The sequence below is a fragment of the Vibrio glycogenivorans genome, assembly GCF_051660965.1.
Classification (GTDB): domain Bacteria; phylum Pseudomonadota; class Gammaproteobacteria; order Enterobacterales; family Vibrionaceae; genus Vibrio.
This window is the reverse complement of the sequence record NZ_JBPVIS010000012.1, coordinates 98,476-120,690: the sequence shown is the minus strand read 5'-3', so window position 1 is coordinate 120,690 and position 22,215 is coordinate 98,476. Positions and strand designations below refer to the sequence as shown.

Annotated in this window: 17 protein-coding genes; 15 read left to right on the top strand and 2 right to left on the bottom strand. The window is 46.3% G+C overall.

Features of this window, described 5'->3' with window-relative positions; translation table 11 throughout:
* The first annotated feature begins 9 nt into the window (after positions 1-9).
* The 6 genes from ACSTTG_RS19765 to ACSTTG_RS19740 all read left to right on the top strand — a co-directional run bounded on the left by ACSTTG_RS19765 (position 10) and on the right by ACSTTG_RS19740 (position 4,960).
* Positions 10-897 (top strand): DUF1190 domain-containing protein, encoded by an 888-nt coding sequence (locus tag ACSTTG_RS19765; RefSeq protein WP_438475935.1) that lies wholly within the window; start codon positions 10-12, stop codon positions 895-897.
* An 8-nt stretch (positions 898-905) separates the two neighbouring features.
* Positions 906-2,075 carry a glutathionylspermidine synthase family protein gene (locus ACSTTG_RS19760; protein WP_438475933.1) on the top strand — a complete coding sequence of 390 codons (1,170 nt, stop codon included), beginning with the start codon at positions 906-908 and terminating at the stop codon, positions 2,073-2,075.
* 13 nt (positions 2,076-2,088) lie between these two features.
* Positions 2,089-2,493, top strand: coding sequence for a DUF2170 family protein (locus tag ACSTTG_RS19755; RefSeq protein ID WP_438475931.1), 405 nt, complete (start codon positions 2,089-2,091; stop codon positions 2,491-2,493).
* A gap of 13 nt (positions 2,494-2,506) precedes the next feature.
* On the top strand, positions 2,507-3,196 hold the full coding sequence (locus ACSTTG_RS19750) for a PspA/IM30 family protein (protein WP_438457187.1): 690 nt from the start codon (positions 2,507-2,509) through the stop codon (positions 3,194-3,196).
* A gap of 65 nt (positions 3,197-3,261) precedes the next feature.
* The gene (locus tag ACSTTG_RS19745) at positions 3,262-3,909 is read left to right on the top strand and encodes a DUF2491 family protein (protein ID WP_438475930.1); all 648 of its coding nucleotides are present in this window, start codon (positions 3,262-3,264) and stop codon (positions 3,907-3,909) included.
* A gap of 10 nt (positions 3,910-3,919) precedes the next feature.
* Complete coding sequence (locus ACSTTG_RS19740; protein WP_438475929.1) at positions 3,920-4,960, top strand: ion channel; 1,041 nt, start codon at positions 3,920-3,922, stop codon at positions 4,958-4,960.
* Between the two features lie 496 nt (positions 4,961-5,456).
* On the opposite strand, the gene ACSTTG_RS19735 is transcribed toward ACSTTG_RS19740, so the two are convergent.
* Positions 5,457-6,308, bottom strand: coding sequence for a helix-turn-helix domain-containing protein (locus tag ACSTTG_RS19735; RefSeq protein ID WP_438457190.1), 852 nt, complete (start codon positions 6,306-6,308; stop codon positions 5,457-5,459).
* A gap of 401 nt (positions 6,309-6,709) precedes the next feature.
* Here ACSTTG_RS19735 and ACSTTG_RS19730 point away from each other — a divergent pair, with 401 nt between their 5' ends.
* From ACSTTG_RS19730 to ACSTTG_RS19690, 9 genes are all read left to right on the top strand, one after another.
* Entirely contained in the window at positions 6,710-8,305 is a 1,596-nt protein-coding gene (locus ACSTTG_RS19730; RefSeq protein WP_438475927.1) for a solute:sodium symporter family transporter, read from the top strand.
* A 146-nt stretch (positions 8,306-8,451) separates the two neighbouring features.
* Positions 8,452-9,930 carry an aldehyde dehydrogenase family protein gene (locus ACSTTG_RS19725; protein ID WP_438475926.1) on the top strand — a complete coding sequence of 493 codons (1,479 nt, stop codon included), beginning with the start codon at positions 8,452-8,454 and terminating at the stop codon, positions 9,928-9,930.
* A gap of 41 nt (positions 9,931-9,971) precedes the next feature.
* The gene (locus tag ACSTTG_RS19720; RefSeq protein WP_438457193.1) at positions 9,972-10,919 is read left to right on the top strand and encodes a phosphotransferase family protein; all 948 of its coding nucleotides are present in this window, start codon (positions 9,972-9,974) and stop codon (positions 10,917-10,919) included.
* A complete protein-coding gene (gene eno, locus ACSTTG_RS19715; protein ID WP_438457194.1) occupies positions 10,900-12,201 on the top strand; it encodes a phosphopyruvate hydratase in 1,302 nt (433 codons plus the stop codon). The genes ACSTTG_RS19720 and eno overlap by 20 nt, the downstream gene beginning before the upstream one ends.
* A gap of 456 nt (positions 12,202-12,657) precedes the next feature.
* Positions 12,658-13,194, top strand: a complete 537-nt coding sequence (locus ACSTTG_RS19710; protein WP_438475924.1) for a hypothetical protein — start codon at positions 12,658-12,660, stop codon at positions 13,192-13,194.
* A 237-nt stretch (positions 13,195-13,431) separates the two neighbouring features.
* Entirely contained in the window at positions 13,432-14,205 is a 774-nt protein-coding gene (locus tag ACSTTG_RS19705; protein WP_438475923.1) for a GntR family transcriptional regulator, read from the top strand.
* Between the two features lie 767 nt (positions 14,206-14,972).
* The gene (locus tag ACSTTG_RS19700) at positions 14,973-18,110 is read left to right on the top strand and encodes a beta-agarase (protein WP_438475922.1); all 3,138 of its coding nucleotides are present in this window, start codon (positions 14,973-14,975) and stop codon (positions 18,108-18,110) included.
* 175 nt (positions 18,111-18,285) lie between these two features.
* A complete protein-coding gene (locus ACSTTG_RS19695) occupies positions 18,286-18,888 on the top strand; it encodes a hypothetical protein (protein ID WP_438475921.1) in 603 nt (200 codons plus the stop codon).
* 273 nt (positions 18,889-19,161) lie between these two features.
* Positions 19,162-21,453, top strand: a complete 2,292-nt coding sequence (locus ACSTTG_RS19690; protein WP_438475920.1) for a hypothetical protein — start codon at positions 19,162-19,164, stop codon at positions 21,451-21,453.
* Positions 21,454-21,589: 136 nt separating this feature from the next.
* Here the strand turns inward: ACSTTG_RS19690 and ybiA are convergent, their stop codons facing one another.
* On the bottom strand, positions 21,590-22,084 hold the full coding sequence (gene ybiA, locus ACSTTG_RS19685) for a riboflavin biosynthesis intermediates N-glycosidase (protein WP_438475919.1): 495 nt from the start codon (positions 22,082-22,084) through the stop codon (positions 21,590-21,592).
* Positions 22,085-22,215: the final 131 nt, after the last annotated feature.

Genomic DNA, 22,215 nt, shown 5'->3' with positions numbered 1-22,215 from the left:
GGTGATGTTGTGAATAAAAAACAAGGTCACGTGAACTTAGGTCGGCATATGATCGGCGACCGTGCGCCCATCGTGCTGTTTTTGGGTATCGGTGCCGTGGTCACCCTAGGTGGATGCGATACTAAGAGTGAGCCCTATTATTCGTTTACTAGTATGGACACCTGTGAGAAAACCCTTTCAGGTCAATGTGATGCTGCCTATAAACTGGCAGAGCAAGAGGCCAAACGCACGGCGCTGAAGTACATGCTTGAGCAAGAGTGTAACCGAGACTTTGGTGCCAATATTTGTGTCAAAGATGACCAAGGGGTGTGGTCGCCGCGTATGGCCGGTTTTATTACTCACAAAGACGCCAATATGTCTTTCGCCCAGCCGTTTTTCACCACGCTCAATCCTGCCCTTATTCTCTATGGTCAGGCGTTTATGGCAGATGGTCGAGAGATTGCCGATCTGAGAGATATGGACGGTCTTAATCTCGACCTCAGTCGTGATTATGCGAAGCCGTTGCCGACCTCACGTTTAGAGCAGGTTGCCAATATTCAAGAACGCGAGGACTCAACAGCGAATGGACGCTCGCAGAGTGGGTCGTTGGTGAATTCGCTGCTTGGGGCTTATATCCTCTCAGAAGTGATCGATGAAACCGGGGACTACCTGAGCGAGCGTGAGCGCACCAAGCGCTATCAGCAGTGCCTACAATCAGGGCGCAATAACTGTGACCAGTATCGAGTGTCTTCCGGTACGGCGCGGGTTGGCACCATGACGACAGGCGGGGCAGGCTCAAAATTAGAGACCAAAGCGCAAAAAACCAACAGTACCTATAAAAGCACTACGCCAGTGAAAACCAAATCAAAGGGCGGCTTTGGCAGTTCCGGGCGCTCATTTGGTGGCTTTGGCGGGTAGGGCGCGTCATGTTTCAGGTTGATATTGAACCTCGCAAAGACTGGCAGCAACGATTGCTTGAGCTCGGGTTCGATTTCTACGAGGTATCCAGTCGACACCCTTATTGGTGTGAAGATCGTTATATCCAGCTTACTCGAGCACAGATTGATCATATCGATGTCGTCAGTGAAGCGCTGCACTGCTTGGCCGTTGAGGCCGTCGATTATGTGTTTGAGCATAACTTACTCGATCGGTTTGGGCTGCCTAGCCGCCATCATCCGCTGTTGCGTGATTCTTGGCAAACTGACAAGAGTTATCTCTATGGTCGATTTGATTTCGCTTGGGATGGCGTCGGTGAGCCAAAACTACTCGAGTACAATGCGCAGACGCCTACCTCATTGTTTGAGGCTTCAGTGGCGGCTTGGGACTGGATGCGTCAGTGTGTAGAGTTGGGCAAGTTGCCCAGGCACGCTGACCAATTTAACCTGCTTGATGAGCGCATCATCACGCAATTCGCCTATCTAAGACGAGCTAAACCATTGCGCTCGAACATCCTCCATTTGACCTGTGACGAGACCTCCTCAGAGGACTGGCGTACGGTGACCTATTTAGCAGCATGTGCTGAAGAGGCCGGGTTGGAGTGCGTAATCGTCGACATCAATCACATCCAGCTCAGTGTGGAGAATCGTTTTGCGGATCACAATTCCAAGCCAATCGATAACTTGTTTTCACTTTATCCCTATGAATTTGCGCTGCTTGATGAGTATGGCGACTATATTGCAGAGAGTGGGTGCGTGTTTATTGAGCCGCTGTGGAAGGTATTGCTGAGCTCAAAAGCCCTGCTGCCAATCATGTGGCAGTTGAATCCGGGACACAAGAATCTGCTTGAGTGCTATTTTGCCGACGACCCGCGAGCAGAGCAGATCCCGCAGAGGGTGATGAAACCCGTGTTCAGTCGTGAAGGCGCGAATATCAGCATTGTGATGAATGGAGCGTGTATTGAGGGAACCTCTGGTCACTATGGCGCCGAAGGCTTTATTAGCCAAGCGTACGCACCGCTGGTCGAATTTGGTCGTGGACGATGTGTGGTTGGGTCGTGGATGATTGGTCGTACTGCGTGTGGGATCTCGTTTAGAGAGTCCGACAGGCTGATCACCAATGACGTTGCTCGTTTCGTCCCGCATGTATTTTTTGAATAAAAGGAACTTTAACATGGCACTAGAAGATATCAGAGCGCATCTTGTCGCATCGGATCATAACTGGACCGTTGAGGAGATTGAGGGGGGCTTGACGATTGTCAATGAGGATGGCGTGTTAGCGCACCTTATCCTGACAGAGCATCAGATGATTATCGAGTCTTTGCTGTTTCCGGTTGAGGCGATTGAGGATGTCGCTAAGTTTGATGATTTGATGATGTTTGCCCAGAAAAAACTGCCACTCACGTCGATAGGTAAGACGATTGTTGCTAAGCAAAAGTTTTATGCTGCGTTTGGCGCGCTCTCAGCAGATTCTAAACTTGAGAATGTCGAGTTAGAGGTGGTGATGTTGTACCAAAACATCACCGAGTTATTGGATTTTTCAGCCGATTTTCTTCGTGTTACAACGGAAACTAATTAAAGGGTAGGTCACTATGTCAGCATTTAAACGACTATGGACAGGTATAAAAGGCATCGTTAATAACGAAGTTGAAGCGATTGCGGATAAGAACGCCATCCCTGAACTACAGCAGGCCACGCGTGAGGCGAAAGCGGAGATCCAGACACTGGATCAGAATATCGCCAAAACCCGAGGTGAGCGTAAGTTGGCTGATAATGAGATTGCTGAGCTGCAAGCGAAGATTGCTGGCTATGAGGAGAACGTGCGCGAGTTTGCGGCTCAAGAAAACATGGAGATGGCGACCAAGATAGCTGCTGAGATTGCCAATCAAAGGCCGAAACTCGAAGCGGCGGTGGCAAGGCGCGACACGATTTTGGCCAACGAGAACAAGATGATAGCGATCGTGCAAAATCTCAAGGAGCAGATCACTGGGATGGAGCAAGAGATAGCGCAAATTGAGAGTACTGAGAAGCTCCAGCGCGCTCAAGCCGCAACACTCAACGTTACCGCAGGTCTGGAGTCGAAATCCAAGACTGCGCTTGAAGCCCTTGAACGCACCAAGAAACGTCAGAAAAGCCGTGCGGCGGAGCTTGAGGCCGCCACTGAACTGGCGGCAGAAGCGGAAGCACCAAAAGGAATTGATGCCGAGATCGCAGCTGCAAAGGCGGGTAAATCCGATGCGGCGCAGTCGGAGCTTGAACGTATTCTTGCTGGTAAAGAGTAAGTAACTGGGCTTGATAGTCAGGCGGCCAGCGAGTCGCCTGATAAGCAGGTGATGGACGCACAGCTATGTTTGATTCGTTAAAAAAACTATTTGGCGCGAAATCGACGCCAGAGCTGACAACAAGGCCAGGACCGCCTGAGTTGCTTGGCTTGCGCCTAGGTGCATCGTTGACCATAGACCCGATTAAGCTTGATTTGATCCAGACGTCACTGACCATTGATGGGGCAAATCCAGATCAGGTCATCGAAGCGGTTGGGGTGGTTAAGCTTGATTTGCAGCGAAGAATCGTCCGCTATTACACCGACGATGAGGCGTTTTTGCAGATCCAACTCGATGGTGAACACATTCAAGAGTTATCACTGTGGTATTTCTTTGATACCAGAGGGGTGATTGAGGCCGATTGGCAAACGCTTCTCGAGAGTCAAGTGGCTACTGGCACTTACGATCTGGATGGTCATACCTTTGAGCAGTCATGGCAGGGGGAGCAGGTTGAGCTGCTAACTGAGACCACCTATCACCGCGACGGCACTGTGTCAGAGACGGATCAGTTCTGTATGGCTTATTTTCGCCATGTGGACAACCCCCACTTAGATATAGAGATGCTGCTCGTCAGCGCTGAAGAGAAACACAACACCGTCACGCAACGCCTTGAGAGGGAGCTGGTTCGCTCGACAGGCTTTATGCTCAATACTATCGATATTCGTAATAATTGACGTTATGCAGATGACTAAAAAGCTGATTAAGCTCTGGGACGATTATTTTTCACAACTGGCAGAGGGCCTGAGTCGGGTCAACGCCGGTGCGATTGCACTCGGTTTTGCGCTGATCGTTTACGCGGTGTATTTCCTGTTGGGAGAAAGTGAGTTGATCGCCTCACCGATCCGCTTTGTCTATTTACTGGTGGTCACGGGAAGTACGGTGGGGTATGGCGATTTCAGTCCAAGCACCGAGCTCGGCCAGCTTTTTACCGCCTTTTTTGTTATTCCCGTCGCTATCGGTATGTTTGGTCTGATTGCCGGTAAAATTGTCGCTAGGGTAGCTAGCATTTGGTATAGGAAAATCAAAGGAATGCACACAGTAACTCACAAAAATCACATTGTTGTTATCGGCTACAATCGCAATCGCACACCGTCATTAATCCGACAACTCATTCGTGAAGAGGTGCGTAAAATTGTTTTGGTCTCGTGTGAGCAAGCGGAAAATCCGATGCCCGATATGGTGGACTTTATCAACGTGCCCTCTTTTACCAATGAGGAGGAGCTCAGTCGGGTAGCGCTTGATTGCGCCAGTTGTATTATTGTCGATACCGATAGTGACGAAAATACCCTGACCATCGCGCTGTTTGTCAGCCAACTGAACAAAAACGCTCATTTGGTGGCGCACTTTATTGATATCGTTAAGGGACGGATATTAAAACAGCAGTGCCCCAATGCGGAGGTCATTTCAAACCTGAGCACCGAGCTGCTTGCCAAATCGGTGATTGATTCAGGCTCTTCACTGGTCCATAGCGAGCTGGTTTCCGCCGCCCATGGACAAACCCAATACAGCATTGAGGTGACCGGTAAGCACAGCTTTGTGCTGCGTGATGTGTTTATGCTGTTTAAGGAAGAAACTGAAGCAACCATCATCGGCCTGAGACGTCAGGGCGTGGATGCCGTGGTGCTCAATGTCAATCTCTCTACCGTGATCAACCCTCAAGATACCTTGTACTACATCAGTGACGAGCGAATCCAATTCGATAACTGGCCAGTCGGTGAGGAGTAACCCTCCTCCTTCTCATATCATCTTCTGCAGAATCTCATTTGTCGCTAACTGACCTATTAGCCAGGCAAGGGTTAAGGTTAACTATAGCCAAGTTACGATATTTCAAAAAAGGAAGATTATCGATGGATAGCCTTGTCGGCTTGGTATTGTTTTCTGGGATCGCAGTCATGGTAGTGATGATCCTTGCCCCTATTTTTCTATCAAACAAGGTAGGGCGAAAATCGAGAAAATAAACGAGTGAGGGTCACTTAGGGGGGCTCGATACTTTGTCGTTACTAATCTCAATGTCGTAAATAGACAAATTATATTTTAATGTTAAGAATTTAGCGGAGCACCTATGAAAGGTAGAGATATTAGCTTATATGCGATTGTAGCACTGTGGGTGGTTTTCTTAATATGCTGTGCACTGGTCATCCAAGTGGACTACCTTGAATTACCAAGTTGATTATTCATTTTGGCAAATTAATCTGCCTACCTCTATTGTTATTATCGAACGCTAACTGGTAAAACTAGAGGTCATCTTACGATACATGCTAGGTGAAACCCCTTTAATTTGTTTGAAGTTGCGATTAAAGCTTGAAACGGTGGGAAAGCCGACGGAAAAACCAATATCGGCGATCCCCTTAGCGCTCTTTAATAGCAGGTTTGCGGCGGCCTCAATCCGAACTTGAGTAATATAACTCATTGGTGATGTTCCAGTTTGGGCTTTAAACGCACGACAAAACGCATTTTTGTTCATATGGGTCTGTTGGGCGATATCGTCCAGGTTGATCTCGCGATGATAGTTGCTATTAATCCATTCTATCGATGCATGAATTTTTGTCGTTGACTGAATTTCAGTGTCTTGCTCTATCTGAGTGGATAAAAACTCCAATTGAGCATTGATGTTCACTTCCGATAACAGTCGCAAAAAAGTAATTACTGAGCTCACGCCCTTGGCTTGAATAAGCTCCGTCATTGACGAGAATAATGATTCTGGGGCGTGACGAATGACCATGCCATGCTTTGCGTGACTTATCATTTTGGCAATGCGATCCAGCTCTGGTGTTTCAGTAAAGAGAGATCCAAAGCAATCCGGCGTAAACTGTAATACATAGGAAAACAAGGGTTGCTTTTCACCGTGCGCAGTTTGAAAACGGTGCGGGACGTTAGAGCCAATTAAAAAAATATCACCCGCCTGAAAGTCACAAGTTGTATTACCAATCAATACCTTACCAAATCCTCTGGTAATAAATACCAGCTCTGTCTCATGATGAAAATGATACGGATGCTCGAACTCACTCGACTCAAATTCATATGCCGTAAAAGAGTGATGATCTCTAGAAATGTTTTCAACCGTTGGTTTCACATTGCCCCTTCCATATTCAGCCTGTCGATAGATTATTTAGGTAAATAAATCTATTTGCGAGTGATCTAATTCACGCTTTTATCTAATGCTAATTTTTAACTATTTTAGGCGAATTTCTGCGCAGAATCGTTGCGCTACCCCCGATAAGATGAATTTAGTTAGGAATGTGAAGAGCCCTAATGCTGTAATCAGATATTTCCCCAACTGATAAGGTTATCTTCTACCTTCCTGGATTACCATGCGCGTCTTAATTCGCTGAGTTAATGCAGCCAAAGGAATCAGGGATATAGGTTGCCGAGTAGTACGATGAGCGAGAGAAGTCGTTGCCCAATAATAACCTGGGCGGCGCTGTTGATTGGACAACAGTCGACCGCAATCACCTCACAAAAAGAGGACGAGTTATGATTATTCCAATCTCTTTCGCACTCGTAACAGGCGCTGTCGCCATTGGCTCTTGGTACAAGGTACGACGTAAATCGACCAAGCAAGAGTCTGCTAACTCCTATTTTCTTGCCGGTCGCGGCCTGACCGGGGTGCTGATCGCCTCATCATTGATGCTCACCAACCTTTCGACGGAACAGCTCGTCGGTTTGAACGCACAGGGTTATACCGCCAATATGACACCGATGGCATGGGAGGTCTGTGCGGCATTGACCTTAGTGGTGGTGGCGCTGTATCTGTTGCCCAAGTACCTCAGTGGTGGGGTGACCACCATTCCTGAGTTTATCGAGGATCGCTTTGGCAAGAGTACGATGTACTTTTGTACCTTCTTGTTCTTATTCGGTTATATCCTTAATCTGCTCCCTCCAATCTTATATACCGGCTCGGTGGCCCTTGGTGGTATCTTTGATATCTCGGGCATCTTTGGCGTCTCTTACTGGGGCGCTATCTGGGTCATGGTGGTGTCGATTGGTTTGGTTGGTGCGGCGTACGCGGTTTTCGGTGGCTTAAAAGCCATTGCTTACTCAGATACCTTTAATGGCGTTGGCCTACTGATTGGTGGCGTGATCCTAATCCCTATGTTTGGCCTGGCAGCGCTGGGGGATGGCAGCGTTATCGCCGGTTTCCAGCACTTGATGACCGAGCACCCAGAGAAACTGAATGCCATTGGTGGTAAAGACGACCCGGTTCCATTTTCGACTTTCTTCACCGGTATGCTGATCCTTAACCTGTTCTACTGGGGCACCAACCAATCGATTATCCAGCGTGCGTTAGGCGCACAAAATCTCGCGGAAGGACAAAAAGGGGTACTGTGGGCAGGCATGCTCAAGCTTGCCGGTCCTATGTTCCTGCTGATACCGGGTATCATCGCCTTTGCCATGTTTGGTCCTGACTTGCCCAATGGCGAGGTGGCTTATCCGATGCTAGTGCGTGAAGTACTACCGACCCCATTGGTAGGCTTCTTTGCGGCGGTGTTGTTTGGCGCCATCCTAAGTTCATTTAACTCCGTTCTGCACAGTACTTCGACCCTATTTACGCTAAACGTCTACAAGCCTTTGCTTAACCCTAAGGCGAAAGATGGCGACTTGGTTCGAGTCGGTAAGCGTTTTGGCGCGGTGATCGGTCTGTTTGCCATCTTTGTCGCGCCGTTTATCTACTATGCGCCAGAGGGTTTCTATCAGTATTTTCAAACCATTAATAGCTTTTACATGGCGCCGATGTTTACCGTGATTGTAGTTGGCTTGATCACCCGTCGCGTACCTGCCATGGCAGCCAATATTGGTATTGTGGTGTTTATGGTTGCCTATGCATTGACCAGTTTTGTCTATCAACCCGATATCCATTTCCTTCATCTCACCGGCTTACTGTTTGTGTCAGTCGCAGTGCTGATGATGGTAATTGGCTATTTCTTCCCACAAGCGAAGGCACATCAGCCGAAAAAGGCCAATGCGGTTGAGCTTAAACCTTGGAAGCACGCCAAACCTTTCTCGGTGGCGATCTGCCTGGGTGTGATATTGCTTTATATCATCTTCTCGCCGCTTGGCATCGCCAAGTAGCGACTTGTGCAGGCTCAGCCATTTTGTGCTGGGCCTGCGCTCTTTTTGCGCGGCTTGAGCGCAGCACCAGATAACAAACACAAAGATTATTTTAAGAAAAATGCAGTGAAACTACCCAATAACTGATTGAGACAGGAGTGTTATCCATGACAATCCAAAACCTACACCCACAAACCCTTGCCTTTGTTGAGACCAACCCGATGCCATTTTTAGTCAATGGCGAATGGGTGCAATCGAAACATACGATAGGCGCACATAACCCGGCCACCGGCTCGTCGATTGCGACCGTGTCACTTGGTGATGCGGAAGATGTCGATAAAGCCGTGCTCGCTGCTGACGAGGCGTTCAAAACCTGGCGGAAAACCACCCCCGAATTTCGCGCCGATAAGATGCTGAAACTCGCTGAGCTGGTGATGCGCGATTGCCAGATTTTAGCCGAGTTAGAGTGTATCGATGTCGGTAAACCGGTTGCCGCGGCGGCAGGCTTTGATGTGCCGTTCTGTGCTCAGTGTTTCGAGTATTATGCTCAGGTAGCTGTTGAGGCCGAATATGAGCGTGAGCTTGGCCTAGAAGTGACAGACAGCCAGACGGTCAAGCGCCCTTACGGCGTGGCCGGGTTTATTTTCCCGTGGAACTTCCCGCTGACATTGTGTGCTTGGGGTATTGCACCGGCGCTGGCTGCAGGTAATACGGTCGTGATCAAGCCAGCCTCAGAAACCCTGCTTTCAACGCTGTATTTTGCCAAGTTGATCGAAGAGGCGGGCTTCCCTGCAGGGACGGTCAATATCGTGCCTGGACGCGGCGGTGTAGTGGGTGAGGCATTGATGAATCATCCTAAAGTTAAACTGATGTCGTTTACTGGTTCAACGGAAGTGGGTCGTCGAATTGGTGAAGTTTGCGGGCGTAACCTAGTCCCCGCTAAGCTAGAGCTTGGCGGTAAAGGCGCAGCAGTGATCTGTCAAGATGCTGATATTGACCTGGCCGTTGAAGGGCTATCGGGTGCTATCACGCTCAACGCAGGACAAGTGTGTTGTACCGCCTCTCGCTGGTATGTGCATGAGTCAGTCTACGATGAGTTTGTCGCCAAGGCCAAGGCTAAGTTTGAGGCGTTGAAACTGGGTAATGGGCTCGATGACAGCACGGAAATGGGGCCAATGTGCACCCAGAAACAGATGTCTAAGGTGCTTGAGTGTATCGCTGAGGCGCAGGCAGCGGGAGCAGAGGTGGTCACTGGTGGTCAGCGAGCGATGTCGGGTGATCTCAACCGTGGGTATTTTATTCAGCCAACCCTACTCGCTGGCAGTGATGATAACCCGTGGGCACAAGATGAGATCTTCGGCCCAGTGGCATTTTTGCTCAAGTTTACCGACGAAGACGAGGTGGTGGAGAGAGCCAATCTTAACCCTTATGGCTTGGCAAACAGTGTTTGGACTCAAGACGGAGCGAAAGCCAAACGGATCGCTGCAGAGTTGGTGGCGGGTAACAGCTGGATTAACGCGCATAACGTATTTGAGTACGGCTTGCACTACGGGGCCTGTAACCAAAGTGGCTGTGGTGGTGGTGTGAATAGTAGAGCCACCTTTGAGGGTTACCTGCGCCATCAGTCTGTTGCGGCTATTCGCTGAGGTAAGGCATGATTTTAGACACCTTAAAGAAACACCAAATCGTGTCAAATGATCGTGCCACAGCCACCCCACTGACTGGTGGGGTGAGCTGCGAGATCTATTTGATCAAAGATGGTGAGCGTCGCTTTGTCGCCAAGCGCGCCCTTGAAAAACTGCGCGTCAAGCAAGATTGGTTTGCTTGCACCAGTCGTAACCTGTACGAGCAACGCTACTTAAAATACGTAGGGCAGCGCTTTCCCCACTACGTACCAAAAATCCTTCACGCTCTAGAGCAAGAGCGTTTGTTTGTCATGGAGTATTTTCCCGAGCAGTTCAAGGATTGGAAGAAGTACTTAATGAAGCGCAAGCTTGATGCTCAAGTCTCGCATCAAATTGCGACTGCGCTGGCAGATATCCACCTTGTCAGTTGGCGAGACAGAGAAGCGATTGATTTATTCGATTCAGATGAGAACTTTCATCAACTGCGCCTATCGCCGTATTTTGAAAGCCTAAAAGCCCGCTATCCGACGCTCTCACCTTTGATAGCGCAGACCTGCAAAGAAGTGGCTGAGACCAAGTATTGCTTGGTCCATGGTGACTTTAGTCCCAAGAATATCTTAGTGGCGGGACAGAAGATCAAGGTGGTGGATTGTGAAGTGGCCTGGTACGGCGACCCCGCGTTTGATGTCGCCTTTATGCTTCATCACTTGCTGCTCAAATCACATCACTTCAATGATCCAAACTACTTGGTGCTCGCCAGCGATTTTGTTAACACCTATCGCGATGTGCTTGGCGAGGAAAAATTTGATCTGGTCGATGAGAAGCGGGTGGCCAAGCTGACACTGTTAATGGCACTCGCTCGCGTCGATGGTAAATCACCGGTGGAATACCTGAGCCAATACCAGCAACAGAGCGTTCGCGAGTGGTGTTGCTCTGCCATTGAGAAACAGCAATTTAATCTAGAAACTATCCTTAACGGAGTAAAATCTCATGAACATTGTTTCAATTGATGCCTATCAGATTTTTGATTCACGCGGTCAGCCAACCGTTGAAGCGTTAGTGACCCTTGATACCGGAGAGGTAGGAATGGGCACGGTGCCATCGGGTGCCTCGACCGGGCAGTTTGAGGCCTTGGAGCTGCGTGATGGCGATTTGTCGCGTTTTCTTGGCAAGTCGGTGTATCAGGCGATTACTAATATCAAGGACATCATTCAACCAGAGTTGCTCGGGATGAGTGTCGAGTGCCAAAAGATACTGGATAATAAGATGTGTGAGCTTGATGGTACAGCAAATAAGAGTCGCTTAGGCGCTAATGCGATTCTCGCAGTATCGCTTGCGATTGCCGATGCGAAGGCTAAAGCCATCAAGCAACCCTTGTATCGAAGCCTAGCGCCGCAAAATGCGGACTTCTTGCTACCGTTACCCGAAATTCAACTGGTTGGCGGTGGCGCCCATGCACAATGGCGCACCGATATTCAGGACTTTTTGTTGATTGTCAACGGGGCCAAGACGTATCAAGAGACCCTTGAGGTGACGTACAACATCTATCGTACCGGAGAAAATCTACTTAAGAGTCGAGGTTTACTGGCGGGCGCCGCTGATGAGGGCGGATTTTGGCCTACGTTTGACAGCCACGCCGAGATCTTTGATTTTGTGGTTGAGGCGATCGAAAAGGCAGGATATCAACCAGGGCGTGATGTCTCGATCTCTCTGGATATCGCGGCGAGCGATCTCTACTCTGAAGGTAAATACCATCTACCACTCGATGGGATGAGTTATAGCTCAGAAGAGTTCTTGCAATTAATGCTCGACTGGTGTGAAAAATACCCCATCTTATCGATTGAAGATCCCTTTGCAGATATCGATTTTGCCATGTGGCAGCGCTTTACTGCCGAGGTCGGTGACAAAGTGCAGGTGATCGGTGATGACTTGTTCACCACCAATATTGAACGCATCAAACTTGGTATCGAGCAAAAGCTGGCCAACAGTGTGTTAATCAAACTGAATCAGATTGGTACGGTCTCAGAAACCATCGATGCGATCCGCTTAACCCAAGAGGCGGGTTGGTTGCCTGTGGTCTCAGCGCGCTCGGGCGAGACAGAGGATGCCTTTATCAGTCACCTGGCCATTGCCACCAATGCGGGCCAACTTAAGGTCGGCTCCTTTACGCGCAGTGAACGCATGGTGAAGTGGAATGAGGTGATCAGAATTGAGCATCAACTCCAAGGGCAGTCGCGCTTTATTGGTGGTGAGATCTATCAACTGCTGGGTGAGAGCTTGTCAATCGCTTGATAAGAAGTAAGTTAGTGCCTCTAGCCTAGGTATATTACATAGGGTAACTCTTCGGGTTACCCTTTTTTTATTGGCCAAGCAGACATGATGTTGAGTGCCAGATAAAACGTGTTATGTCTCAATGCTTGACCGCCTACTCTAATGCCACTATCACCACATTATCCACTTTGCGTGGAATTGGCTTAGCTTGCAGTCTGTGCATGCATATCAGGCTTATATCACACAATTTGGTATGAAAAATTGGTTAATCAAATCACACTTTTGGTATAGCATGCGTTTTTTACATCTAACGGTGTGTTTGTTCCATTCGTAGTATTGTTGGAAGAATATAATATGTTCATAAAGCTTAACGAAGTGTTTTAATTTTTGGTTTGATATCTTGATTGATGGTTTTTAATGAATGTTAGAAGCTAAGATCTTGAGGTTACGTAGAATAAATAATTAAAGGAACAGAAGATGAAATTAATTCCAATGACGGCAATTGTGACTTCTCTACTTGTTGCACCACTTGTTAGTGCTGAAGTTGTTCAAGTTTCTTCATTTGCAGATAGTGAAGATTATATGTTTACAACCGATGGCAATGCGACTCAGAAAATTGTGACATCAAATGCTACGAAAGGTGACAAAGCGTGGCAAGTCAACCTAGGTCAGAGCTGGCAAGGTTCGGCTAATATCTATAATGAAAACCTAGGCGCAGGCTGGAACTGGGAAAACAAAACCCGCCTTATTTTTGATGTGACCAATAAATCGAATAAAGATGTCAACTTTGGTGTTAAAGTATTGACTAACTTCACTTGGCAACCAAATGATGTCTTCTTTGACTACAGAAATGCTAAGCCTGGCACCCACACGATTGAGATCAATCTAGACTCAACAAGAAACGGTGAGATGGGTAAGGGTTATAACAAGGGTAAAGTGAATACACTGAAATTCTTCGCTGCGCAAACAAGTAATGCAGAACTGTTTATCGATAATATTCGCGTTGCAGATTAACAGTAATCAAATTACATAGTCTATTATCATCGGTAATAGGCTATCATTCCTAGTTTAGGGTGGCTTTTTAGTCACCCTTTTTATTTGCTTTTTAAAACTTTAATTCTATTCGTTTTTTACATCATATAGTGTGCTTGAAGTATTTGTAAGCTGACCTGGTGAATATAATATATATTTAACATCTAAAAATTGATTCCTTGGATGTGGTATGAGGCTATCGATAAAAAGGGAGTGGGCATGGGGTACTGGAAACGACGCTATTTCAATATTGGAATGCAGATTGAAGAGTTGCTGATGTCTGGAGATTATCGCCCTGGTCAAAGATTGCCAACAGAAACTCAGTTGGGTGAGAAACTTAACGTCAGCCGTAGTGCGATTCGAGAAGCTTTGATCATGCTTGAGCTAAAAGGTGTTATTGAAGTTAGAAAAGGGTCAGGGATTTATTACTCAGAGTCGATTAACCAAGGCCACACTATGGCTAAAGTCTTTGCAGGTGATATCGGTTTATTTGAACTACTCCAGGCGAGACAGGTCATAGACAGTACCGTAGCCGGTCTTGCAGCAAGTGTTATCAACATCAACGAACTCAGAAGAGTTAAGGCTGTCTTTACCAAAATGGAAGGGACAAAATCTTGTGACGTGAAGATGTTGGAAGAGTTAGAGTATAAGTTTCATTCATTGATCGCCGAGTCAACACAAAATCGAGCTATCATTGGCCTATCTGCAGAAATGTGGCGCTGCATGGACGTGAATCATCGTATTTGGGGAGAGATAAATGAAAAGTGCCTCGGTAACACGTCAATGCATCAAACGTGGCTAGAGGATCATCGTAAAATACTTTACTCTCTGCAACATCGAGACTCTAGCGGAGCGAACCAGGCGGTCTGGCGGTATATAGATAACATAAAAGCTAACTACATCAATCAATTGAAAAATAGCCAAAGTCAAATCAGCTTTGACGATAGTTTCTTTATCAATAATTTAGAGTTAAATTATAAGCTTGTGATTTAACTCTCCTCCCAATTGACTTTGTGAAAGTTAAGTCAATGTATAGACTCAAAATATGACAATCTTTGGTCTCTTGGGTTTATGGGGTAATATTTCTGCTGCTATCTTGCTGTCGATACTATATCGTGCGCATTATCATTGTGATCTAGATTTGTAATCTTGATGGCATTGTATGATTATTTTCTTTCCTACATATTGGTTTCACGTAAACCTCGTTGGGCATTCATCCCAGTAGTTAGTGTTCTACTGGGTGAATGCCGTTTTTTATGGTTGTCTGACAAATAATAATCGTGTAATGAAACTAGGTGAGTTCACTTTAATGTTTCGTAATGCCTGCGTATTTTAGTTCTAGTAATTTTGGCTAGTTTAATTTACAAGTAAAAATGCAATTTCAAGGATAAATTATATGACCAGTATGGAATAATTTACAACCTATTCTTAGTCACAAAATAGGCAAAATGTAATCGGATTAGATGTAAAAAATTATGTTGCTATGTCACTGATATAAAAGCATTAGTAGTCTTAGTGATGTAGATAATTGACAGGAAATGGTAAAATGTTGAGGGAAATACACCAACTATCTGTTAGCAAGATCACTGTAACTTATCGTCTAGCCACGTAAATTTTATTTAAGCGGCTTATGAGTTATAGCTTTCTTCTAATGTTAAGGATGTGAGTGTATAACGAAAATAGGGCTAATCCAGGATGAATTCTTGGTTTGAAAACAATAACGTAGAACTAGTTTTGCGTTATAGCTAAAGGAATAGTAGATGAAGTTCTTCCCAATAACAGCAATTACCACTGCGTTATTTTTACTCTCACCTGCAACGGCTGAGATTATACAAGTTATGTCGTTTGAGGATAGTGAATCAGCCTATAAGCTCTCTTCAAATGGTGATGCAACACAAAGTATTACGACTCAACATGCCACTGACGGCAATAAATCATGGCAGGTTGATTTAGGTACCAGCTGGCAAGGTTCTGTCAATATTTACAATGAGAATGGTGGTCAGGGCTGGGATTGGGGCAGTAAGACTCGCTTGGCTTTCGATGTAACCAATACCGGCCAGGCCGATATCAACTTTGGTATCAAGGTTTTGAGCAACTTTACCTGGGCGGCAAATGATGTCCTTTTGGATTATCGAATTGCTAAACCTGGCACGCATACTTATGAAATATCGTTGGATTCATCCAAAAACGGCGAAGTGGGGGATAGCTACAATAAGGCCAAAGTTAACACACTGCAGTTTTTTGCTGCGCAAATCAGTAACGCGAATCTGTTTATCGATAATATTCGTGTGGCGCAAAATGGCGATCAAGTGACGCCTCCAACCACCCCGCCTGATGTTGCGCCTATTGCGGGGCGCGTCTCTAGCGCTCCGGTCAAAACACTTTTGCAAGTCGAGGACTTTAATGAGCTGCCGAGTTATCTGAACCCTAACAATGTGTCCAGCGTGAGTTTAGTTGAGCAGGGCGTTAGCATTGGCAGTCAAGCACTTGAGGTGGTGTTTCCGCCGGGTAAAATGAGTTCTTGGGTGCTTGCGCCGGGTGTTTCTGGCACGATCTGGAATTGGAGCGATTTAGGCGAAAATGGCGAGGATATCGCGTTCGCAATCGATATCACCAACCCTAATGATTTTACAATCCATCCTCAGTTTTTGCTCACTGACCAATATGAGGAAGAGGGTTATCAAATCCGTTACCGTGCGGTGCCGGCAAACGATACCCAGACCGTTTATATCAGTCTGAATGATTTACCAGATTACAACAACCGCGAAAGGCGTCTTAACCAATTGGGTATGGCTAATCTTCCAGCGGTCGCGAGTGACGCCTACACACCAGCGATTGACTGGCATTTAAAGCTCGACCAAGTGTATAAGTTGCGATTCAGACTGAATGCCCCTCAGCATGATGAGGGTGTTCGCGTCATCTATGACAACGCGCGGATTATTAAAGATTTCAACCACGACAATGCCTATGTGGATTTGGTTGACCATCGTGGTCAGAATAATCAAGTGACTCATTACTATAAAGTGGCTAAAAGTACCGACTTAGCGTCGCTAGGCGAGGCTGAAGCCGAGCTACTAGGCGAGCTTTCGGGTGCGGCACGTAATTCAAATGGCTATGGCAGTCACCCAAGCCTGATGCCAGACCAAAACTGTCGCTTAAACAACCCTGGCTTTTTTAATGCTTGTCAGGATGATAGTGGCAAGTGGCACCTGGTTGACCCAGAGGGTTATGCTTTCTTCTCGAGTGGGATTGCCAACATTCGAATGGCAGACACATTCACTATGACCGGCACGGCATCAGATGGTAATGACTCACAACTGCGCCAGGCCATGTTCACCGAATTACCGACGCATCCTGAGTATATTCGCAACAACTATGGACCTGTGCACGCGGGTGCTGTCAAACAAGGTCAGGCGGTCAGCTTTTATGGCAATAATATCGTAGCGCGACATGGCAGCGAGCCTAATTGGCGAGATATTACTCAACGTCGTTTTAAAGACTGGGGCTTTAATACGCTCGGTAACTGGACAGACCCTGCCTTCTACCCTGAGGCGAGCATGCCATTTGCGGTTGCGGCAAGAACGGACAATTGCAGCGGCGCAAAAGGCTGTGGCACCTATAACAGAATAGGTAGTGGATATTGGAGTGGGTTGCCGGACCCTTGGGATCCGCAGTTTAAAACCAATGTAGAACTCATGGCGACCGAGACCAAGAGTCAGATCAGTGGCAACGAAAAGATGGTACTTGGGATCTATGTGGACAATGAGCTCAGTTGGGGCACAAAAAATGGCCCATATTCACATAAGAACATGAACTACCATGTGCAAACCATGGCCGTGTTTGCGGCAGATGCAACCCAACAGGGAGCAGCTCCGGCAAAAAATGTCTTTATTAACGAGATTATCCCAAGTGATTGGGGCCTTGGCTACTCCGATATCAACGCCTTGAACGCAGCGTGGGGGACTAACTTCAACTCATTTGATGAAATGAAGGCTCCATTTGATTTCGTTAATAAGACTGGCTATAACGGCACCAATGTACAAATCACCGCCGATTTAGACAAGCTTCAGTATTACATTGCGCTGCAGTACTTTAAGACGATTAATGATGCGCTTAAGGCTGAGCTTCCTAACCATCTGTATTTAGGCGTTCGATTCGCCGACTTTGGTCGTACACCTCAGGTGATCTCTGTTGCGGGTGAGCATGTCGATGTGATGAGTTTTAATGTCTACGAGGAGTCCATCGCCGCAAAAGATTGGGATGCAGAAGTCTTAGAGCAAATCAAAGGGCTCAATATACCAGCAATTATTGGTGAGTTTCACTTTGGAGCGCTCGACAGTGGCAGCATGGCCAGTGGATTAATTAGTGCATCCAACCAAGTAGAGCGTGCGGAAAAATTGGTCACCTACCTTGAATCCGTCAACACCAATCCACAATTTGTTGGTGCCCATTGGTTCCAATATATTGACCAACCATTACCTGGCCGAGCATGGGATGGGGCAACTTATAACGTTGGTTTTGTTAATGCCACCGATACGCCTTATCCGGAAATGGTCGATGCAGCTCGCCGATTCAACTGTTATGTCTATGACGTGTCACTCAAGGAGCGATGCGAAAGCGAGTTAGTCGCTGGTGTTGCAAGGTCCAGCTCGACGGATTTATACACGGGTAATAATGTCGGTGAACTACACCGTGGCCCTCAAGCCCCAGCGCCAGAAGATGAAGAGGATGACACTGACAATGGTGGTGATGGTAATCCTGGTGACGGTGACGGTGACGGTGATATCGGTGATGAAGGGTCAAGTAAATCTGGTGGTAGTGGTTCACTAGCCCCATTAATACTATTGGTGCTTGCCTGTATTCGCCGGGACAAACGGTTGCTTGTAAAACGATGGTGATCAGCAACGATAATAAATAATTTAATACTACGTCGGTAATATATTCAGTCTGGCTTTAATGGCGCCGGCGTAGTATCGATGTGCCTATTAGTTAGGTCAAAAGTACCAGAGAGAAAAGTATTTAATTCATTTTTCTATCAAACATTGATGTTTTAATTAATTACAGGAAGGAATTATGCAAAAGACAAGTGTCGCTTTAGCGCTATCCATTGTGTTGGCGGTGAGTTTAGGGTGTCAATCAACAACTTCTAGTGTGAGCGCGTCAGATCCTGTCGTAGAAGCCGGCCATCCAGCTGATGCAGTTCTGCTTAAAGCATTTGCGACGGTAGACAAGCAGCAAGCTAAGGCCAAAATGGTGACGGGGGAAGGCGTTACAGTAGGCGAGCAAGCATTGCAAGTTGACTTTGACTACAAAGCGCCGGGCCAATACCCAAGACCAGGGGTACGATTCTATTCTAAGGGCGGTAAATATTGGGATTGGTCGGATAAAGAGAGCTTTGTGGTCGATGTGACCAACCCAACTGACGTCGATGCCACGATTACAATGAAAGCGGTAGACAAACAGGGCCTAATGGGCGGTGATACGCACCAGATAAACTTCCAATCTATCGTGCCAGCCGGGGCAACGAAAGAGCTAGAGATGTACTTTGATGGTGGTGAAGGCCATTGGGGTGGCCAAGAGCTGAAAACTGATCAGATTGGCCTGATCCAAATCTTTGCACCCGATCAAGCAAAAAATAAGCAAACACTTATTTTTGATAATGTACGAATTCGTTAATAAGCCATATTAAGTTATGGTTATTACCTAATGTAAATTACTGGCTTTTTTATCAGTTTTTTATGCAGGCTTATTTATTTCTTTGGTGTAAAGCCTGCTTGTCTATTTAGCATTAAATAGATTGTCTACTAATAAAGTTGCAATGGAACCATAGTCACTTTCCAATATTAAGTGTAGTTGGGCTTTATTATCAATTAAAAATATTTGAATAAATCTAGTGGTATTGTGCTGTTGCCACCGTGTATTCTTCATTTACTGTTAAGGAAAAGTAAGATGAGAAAACGCAATATAATTGTGATTGCATCGCTCCTTGGGGCGTGCACCTATGCTATGGCAGATGAAACGGTCATTCAGGACTTTTCGACCTATGACCTCAATGCTCCACTCCTAAATCAATATGGCGTGGCGAGCGATGTTCAAGACAGCGGAGTTACAAACGAAGAATATACTGTTGCTGGACAATCAATGGCGATTACCTTCAACACGCGATATGAAGTGATTGAAGGTGGGGTGGGGGAAGTAACCGATTGGTCTGATAAAACCTCGCTTAAAGTTGATATCTTGAACGGGACAACCAAAAAACTACCAGTCACCATGCGAGTTGTTTCTCAAGGCACAGATAAAAAAGCGTTAGAGCAAGAATTTTCAATCCTCCCTAAAGCCCAAGGGTTCCAAACCTATGAGATAAATCTTGCTATCGCTGCGGGCGCAAACTATGACCCGGAGAACATCGAAAACTATCAATTTATGTTGGGCGGCGGTGGCAACGTCGATGATGGAACAACCATCTATGTGGATAATATCCGTGTCGATGATACTCCTCTACCACCCTCTGAATTGGTTGAGGATTTCACGCGCTTTGGTGAGGGTAACTCAGTCGACACACGTGGCAATGCAACGCCGAATGAAGTGATTAAAGAGGATCCTAATGATGATAATCTAACGTGGAAGATCGATTATGTGGCGGGTAAAGCGTTCGCGGCACAACTAAATTTGGAAGCGGTAGAAAATTGGTCACACCGCGGCCAGGTGCGATTTACTATGCGTAATACCTCAGGTGTTCGATCGGATGAGATGATAGTTCGACTCATGCCGGCCGAGAATACAAACAACGCGGACTACCAATATAACGGTAAGTTCAATTTACTGGCGCATAGCGATCCACAGGAATTCGTTTTCGATTTTAATGACATCAAGGGCAGTGAGGCTACACATCCTACAGCAATCAAAAGCGTTCAATTTATCTCATGGAATCCTGTGACTGTGCATCTCAATGAGTTTGAAATTGCTGGCACCAGAAGCGATGATAACGGCGGCGATAACAGCGGCGATAACGGCGGCGACAACGGTGAAGAACCCTCTTATTTGGTTGAGTCCTTCACACGCTTTGGTGTAGGTAACGTTGTTGACTCACGCGGTGATGCACCACAGAACAAGGTGACAGAGCAGTATAAGCTTGCCGATGACAATCTGACCTGGAATATCGATTATACCGGTGCTGCGACGCGTAGAGCGGAGCTAAAATTAAATGGTGTTGAAGATTGGTCGAATCGCGCGCGAATTAAGTTCAATATCTACAATGAGTCTGGTATTGCGTCAAATGAAATGCTAGTACGTCTACTAATGCAAGGCAAAGAAGGGGATGCTACTTATCAATATAACGGTAAATTCAATCTAGCCGCTCATGACCAGATCCAATCATTTAGCTTTGATTTCGATGATCCAAACGCTACCATAGGCGCCAATTTTGAGCCTACCGCAATCTCTGAGGTTCAGTTTATTTCATGGGCTGATGTGAACATTTATGTCAATGGTATTGAAATTGCCGATGCAGACGATACTGATAATGGCAACGGTGGTGATAATGGTAATGGTGGCGATAATGTCATTGATTATGACCACGTCATGTTCAATAACTTCGCTGGTGAAACGGCAGGAGCATACTTTATTACACCGGGTTCGATTGAGGGAGACGCCAATGGAATCGCACCAGAAAACATGTTCTCTACTGACCACCAAATCGATGATGATGGCATTTCATTAAAAGTTGATTTCGACGGTGTTGCCAATGAGTACATTCCGTTTCAGGTCTACTCCAACTGGTCATCTCACACGACCGTTGAAATGGATGTGATTAATGATTCTGGGGAAGAAATACCGTTTAGAGTACGTTTTATCTCGAATAACAAATATGACCTCGCTCATACCTACTCGAAAGATACAAAGCTTGTAGCTGACGATAAGAAAATTCAGCGTGTTCAGATCGACCTAAAGGATAGTTCGTACGCTGGCGTCTCATTTGATGCAGTCAATGACAATGTATCTATGATGTATATTTCTGCGCCAGAGGGAGGCACGTTCTATATCGATAATATCCATCGCTCTAACCGCGACGTCGACAGTGATCCGGATGAGCCGGGTAACCCTGATGAACCAGGTAACCCGGATGAGCCGGATAACCCAGGTGACTCAGATAGCTCTTCTAGCAGTGGTAGCAGTGGTTCAATGGCTGCATTGTTGTTCTTAGTATTGTGTATGGTTCGTCGATTTAAACTACTAAAGTAGTGTCTTATTAGACATACCTTTGAAATGTAGGGCAGGCACGAGGAAATGAGTCAGCGTGTCTGCCCTTGTATTTAGAGTCTTAGAATCCATTGAGGGTGGTCTCAAGGTTTTGTCTGTGGAGTGATTATTATGGCACTTAATCAATCGGTTGTTTTGATTTCGAAATAAACTGTACCAACGTGCTTGGTGTGACGTGTTTGAGCTCTGCGCGGACGTTCATTAAGATTTCACCTAAGTGGTTTTCACCACTACCATCCCCACCATCTCCCCAGAAGGCATCCTTGTGAGAATGCTCGGTTAAATGAGCATTAGCGGTATTGATCAGCCTTTGCGCAAGCTCGACATTTTGTAGGAACTTCTCGCGCACGATATAGCTCATCACTGAGAGTTTTTGTTGATCCCAGTCTTCACGAACCAAATGTTGATACTGACGACTCAACGCAAATGCCTCACAAGGCGTTTTGGCTTCAAGAATTTGTTGCTGCACGCTAGGGTCAGTGAACTTTTGCGCTTGATAATAGTGTTCACTGGTCGGCCAAGATATTGACGATACTTTAATCGGGGCAGAACAAAAATTAGAAAGAAAACCATAGGGCTCATCTGGCTCGTAAAAAAAAATCTGTTCACTCATAGTCTTACCCTGACTGTTAATAATTATCAGTTTTGTTGCATATTGATAAGGTCTAGTTAGTTGGAACGATAAAGTCAAATTGAGGTCTGTGATAGTGCACAATCTATGTGCTGAACGACAGATATCAAAGT

Excerpts from the sequence above, each read along its gene's own strand:
- ACSTTG_RS19700 (WP_438475922.1), top strand. The coding sequence starts at position 14,973 with ATGAAGTTCTTCCCAATAACAGCAATTACCACTGCGTTATTTTTACTC.
- ACSTTG_RS19690 (WP_438475920.1), top strand. The coding sequence starts at position 19,162 with ATGAGAAAACGCAATATAATTGTGATTGCATCGCTCCTTGGGGCGTGC.
- ACSTTG_RS19705 (WP_438475923.1), top strand. The coding sequence starts at position 13,432 with ATGGGGTACTGGAAACGACGCTATTTCAATATTGGAATGCAGATTGAA.
- ACSTTG_RS19725 (WP_438475926.1), top strand. The coding sequence starts at position 8,452 with ATGACAATCCAAAACCTACACCCACAAACCCTTGCCTTTGTTGAGACC.
- ACSTTG_RS19695 (WP_438475921.1), top strand. The coding sequence starts at position 18,286 with ATGCAAAAGACAAGTGTCGCTTTAGCGCTATCCATTGTGTTGGCGGTG.
- ybiA (WP_438475919.1), bottom strand. The coding sequence starts at position 22,084 with ATGAGTGAACAGATTTTTTTTTACGAGCCAGATGAGCCCTATGGTTTT.
- ACSTTG_RS19760 (WP_438475933.1), top strand. The coding sequence starts at position 906 with ATGTTTCAGGTTGATATTGAACCTCGCAAAGACTGGCAGCAACGATTG.
- ACSTTG_RS19730 (WP_438475927.1), top strand. The coding sequence starts at position 6,710 with ATGATTATTCCAATCTCTTTCGCACTCGTAACAGGCGCTGTCGCCATT.
- ACSTTG_RS19755 (WP_438475931.1), top strand. The coding sequence starts at position 2,089 with ATGGCACTAGAAGATATCAGAGCGCATCTTGTCGCATCGGATCATAAC.
- eno (WP_438457194.1), top strand. The coding sequence starts at position 10,900 with ATGAACATTGTTTCAATTGATGCCTATCAGATTTTTGATTCACGCGGT.
- ACSTTG_RS19710 (WP_438475924.1), top strand. The coding sequence starts at position 12,658 with ATGAAATTAATTCCAATGACGGCAATTGTGACTTCTCTACTTGTTGCA.
- ACSTTG_RS19745 (WP_438475930.1), top strand. The coding sequence starts at position 3,262 with ATGTTTGATTCGTTAAAAAAACTATTTGGCGCGAAATCGACGCCAGAG.
- ACSTTG_RS19740 (WP_438475929.1), top strand. The coding sequence starts at position 3,920 with ATGACTAAAAAGCTGATTAAGCTCTGGGACGATTATTTTTCACAACTG.
- ACSTTG_RS19750 (WP_438457187.1), top strand. The coding sequence starts at position 2,507 with ATGTCAGCATTTAAACGACTATGGACAGGTATAAAAGGCATCGTTAAT.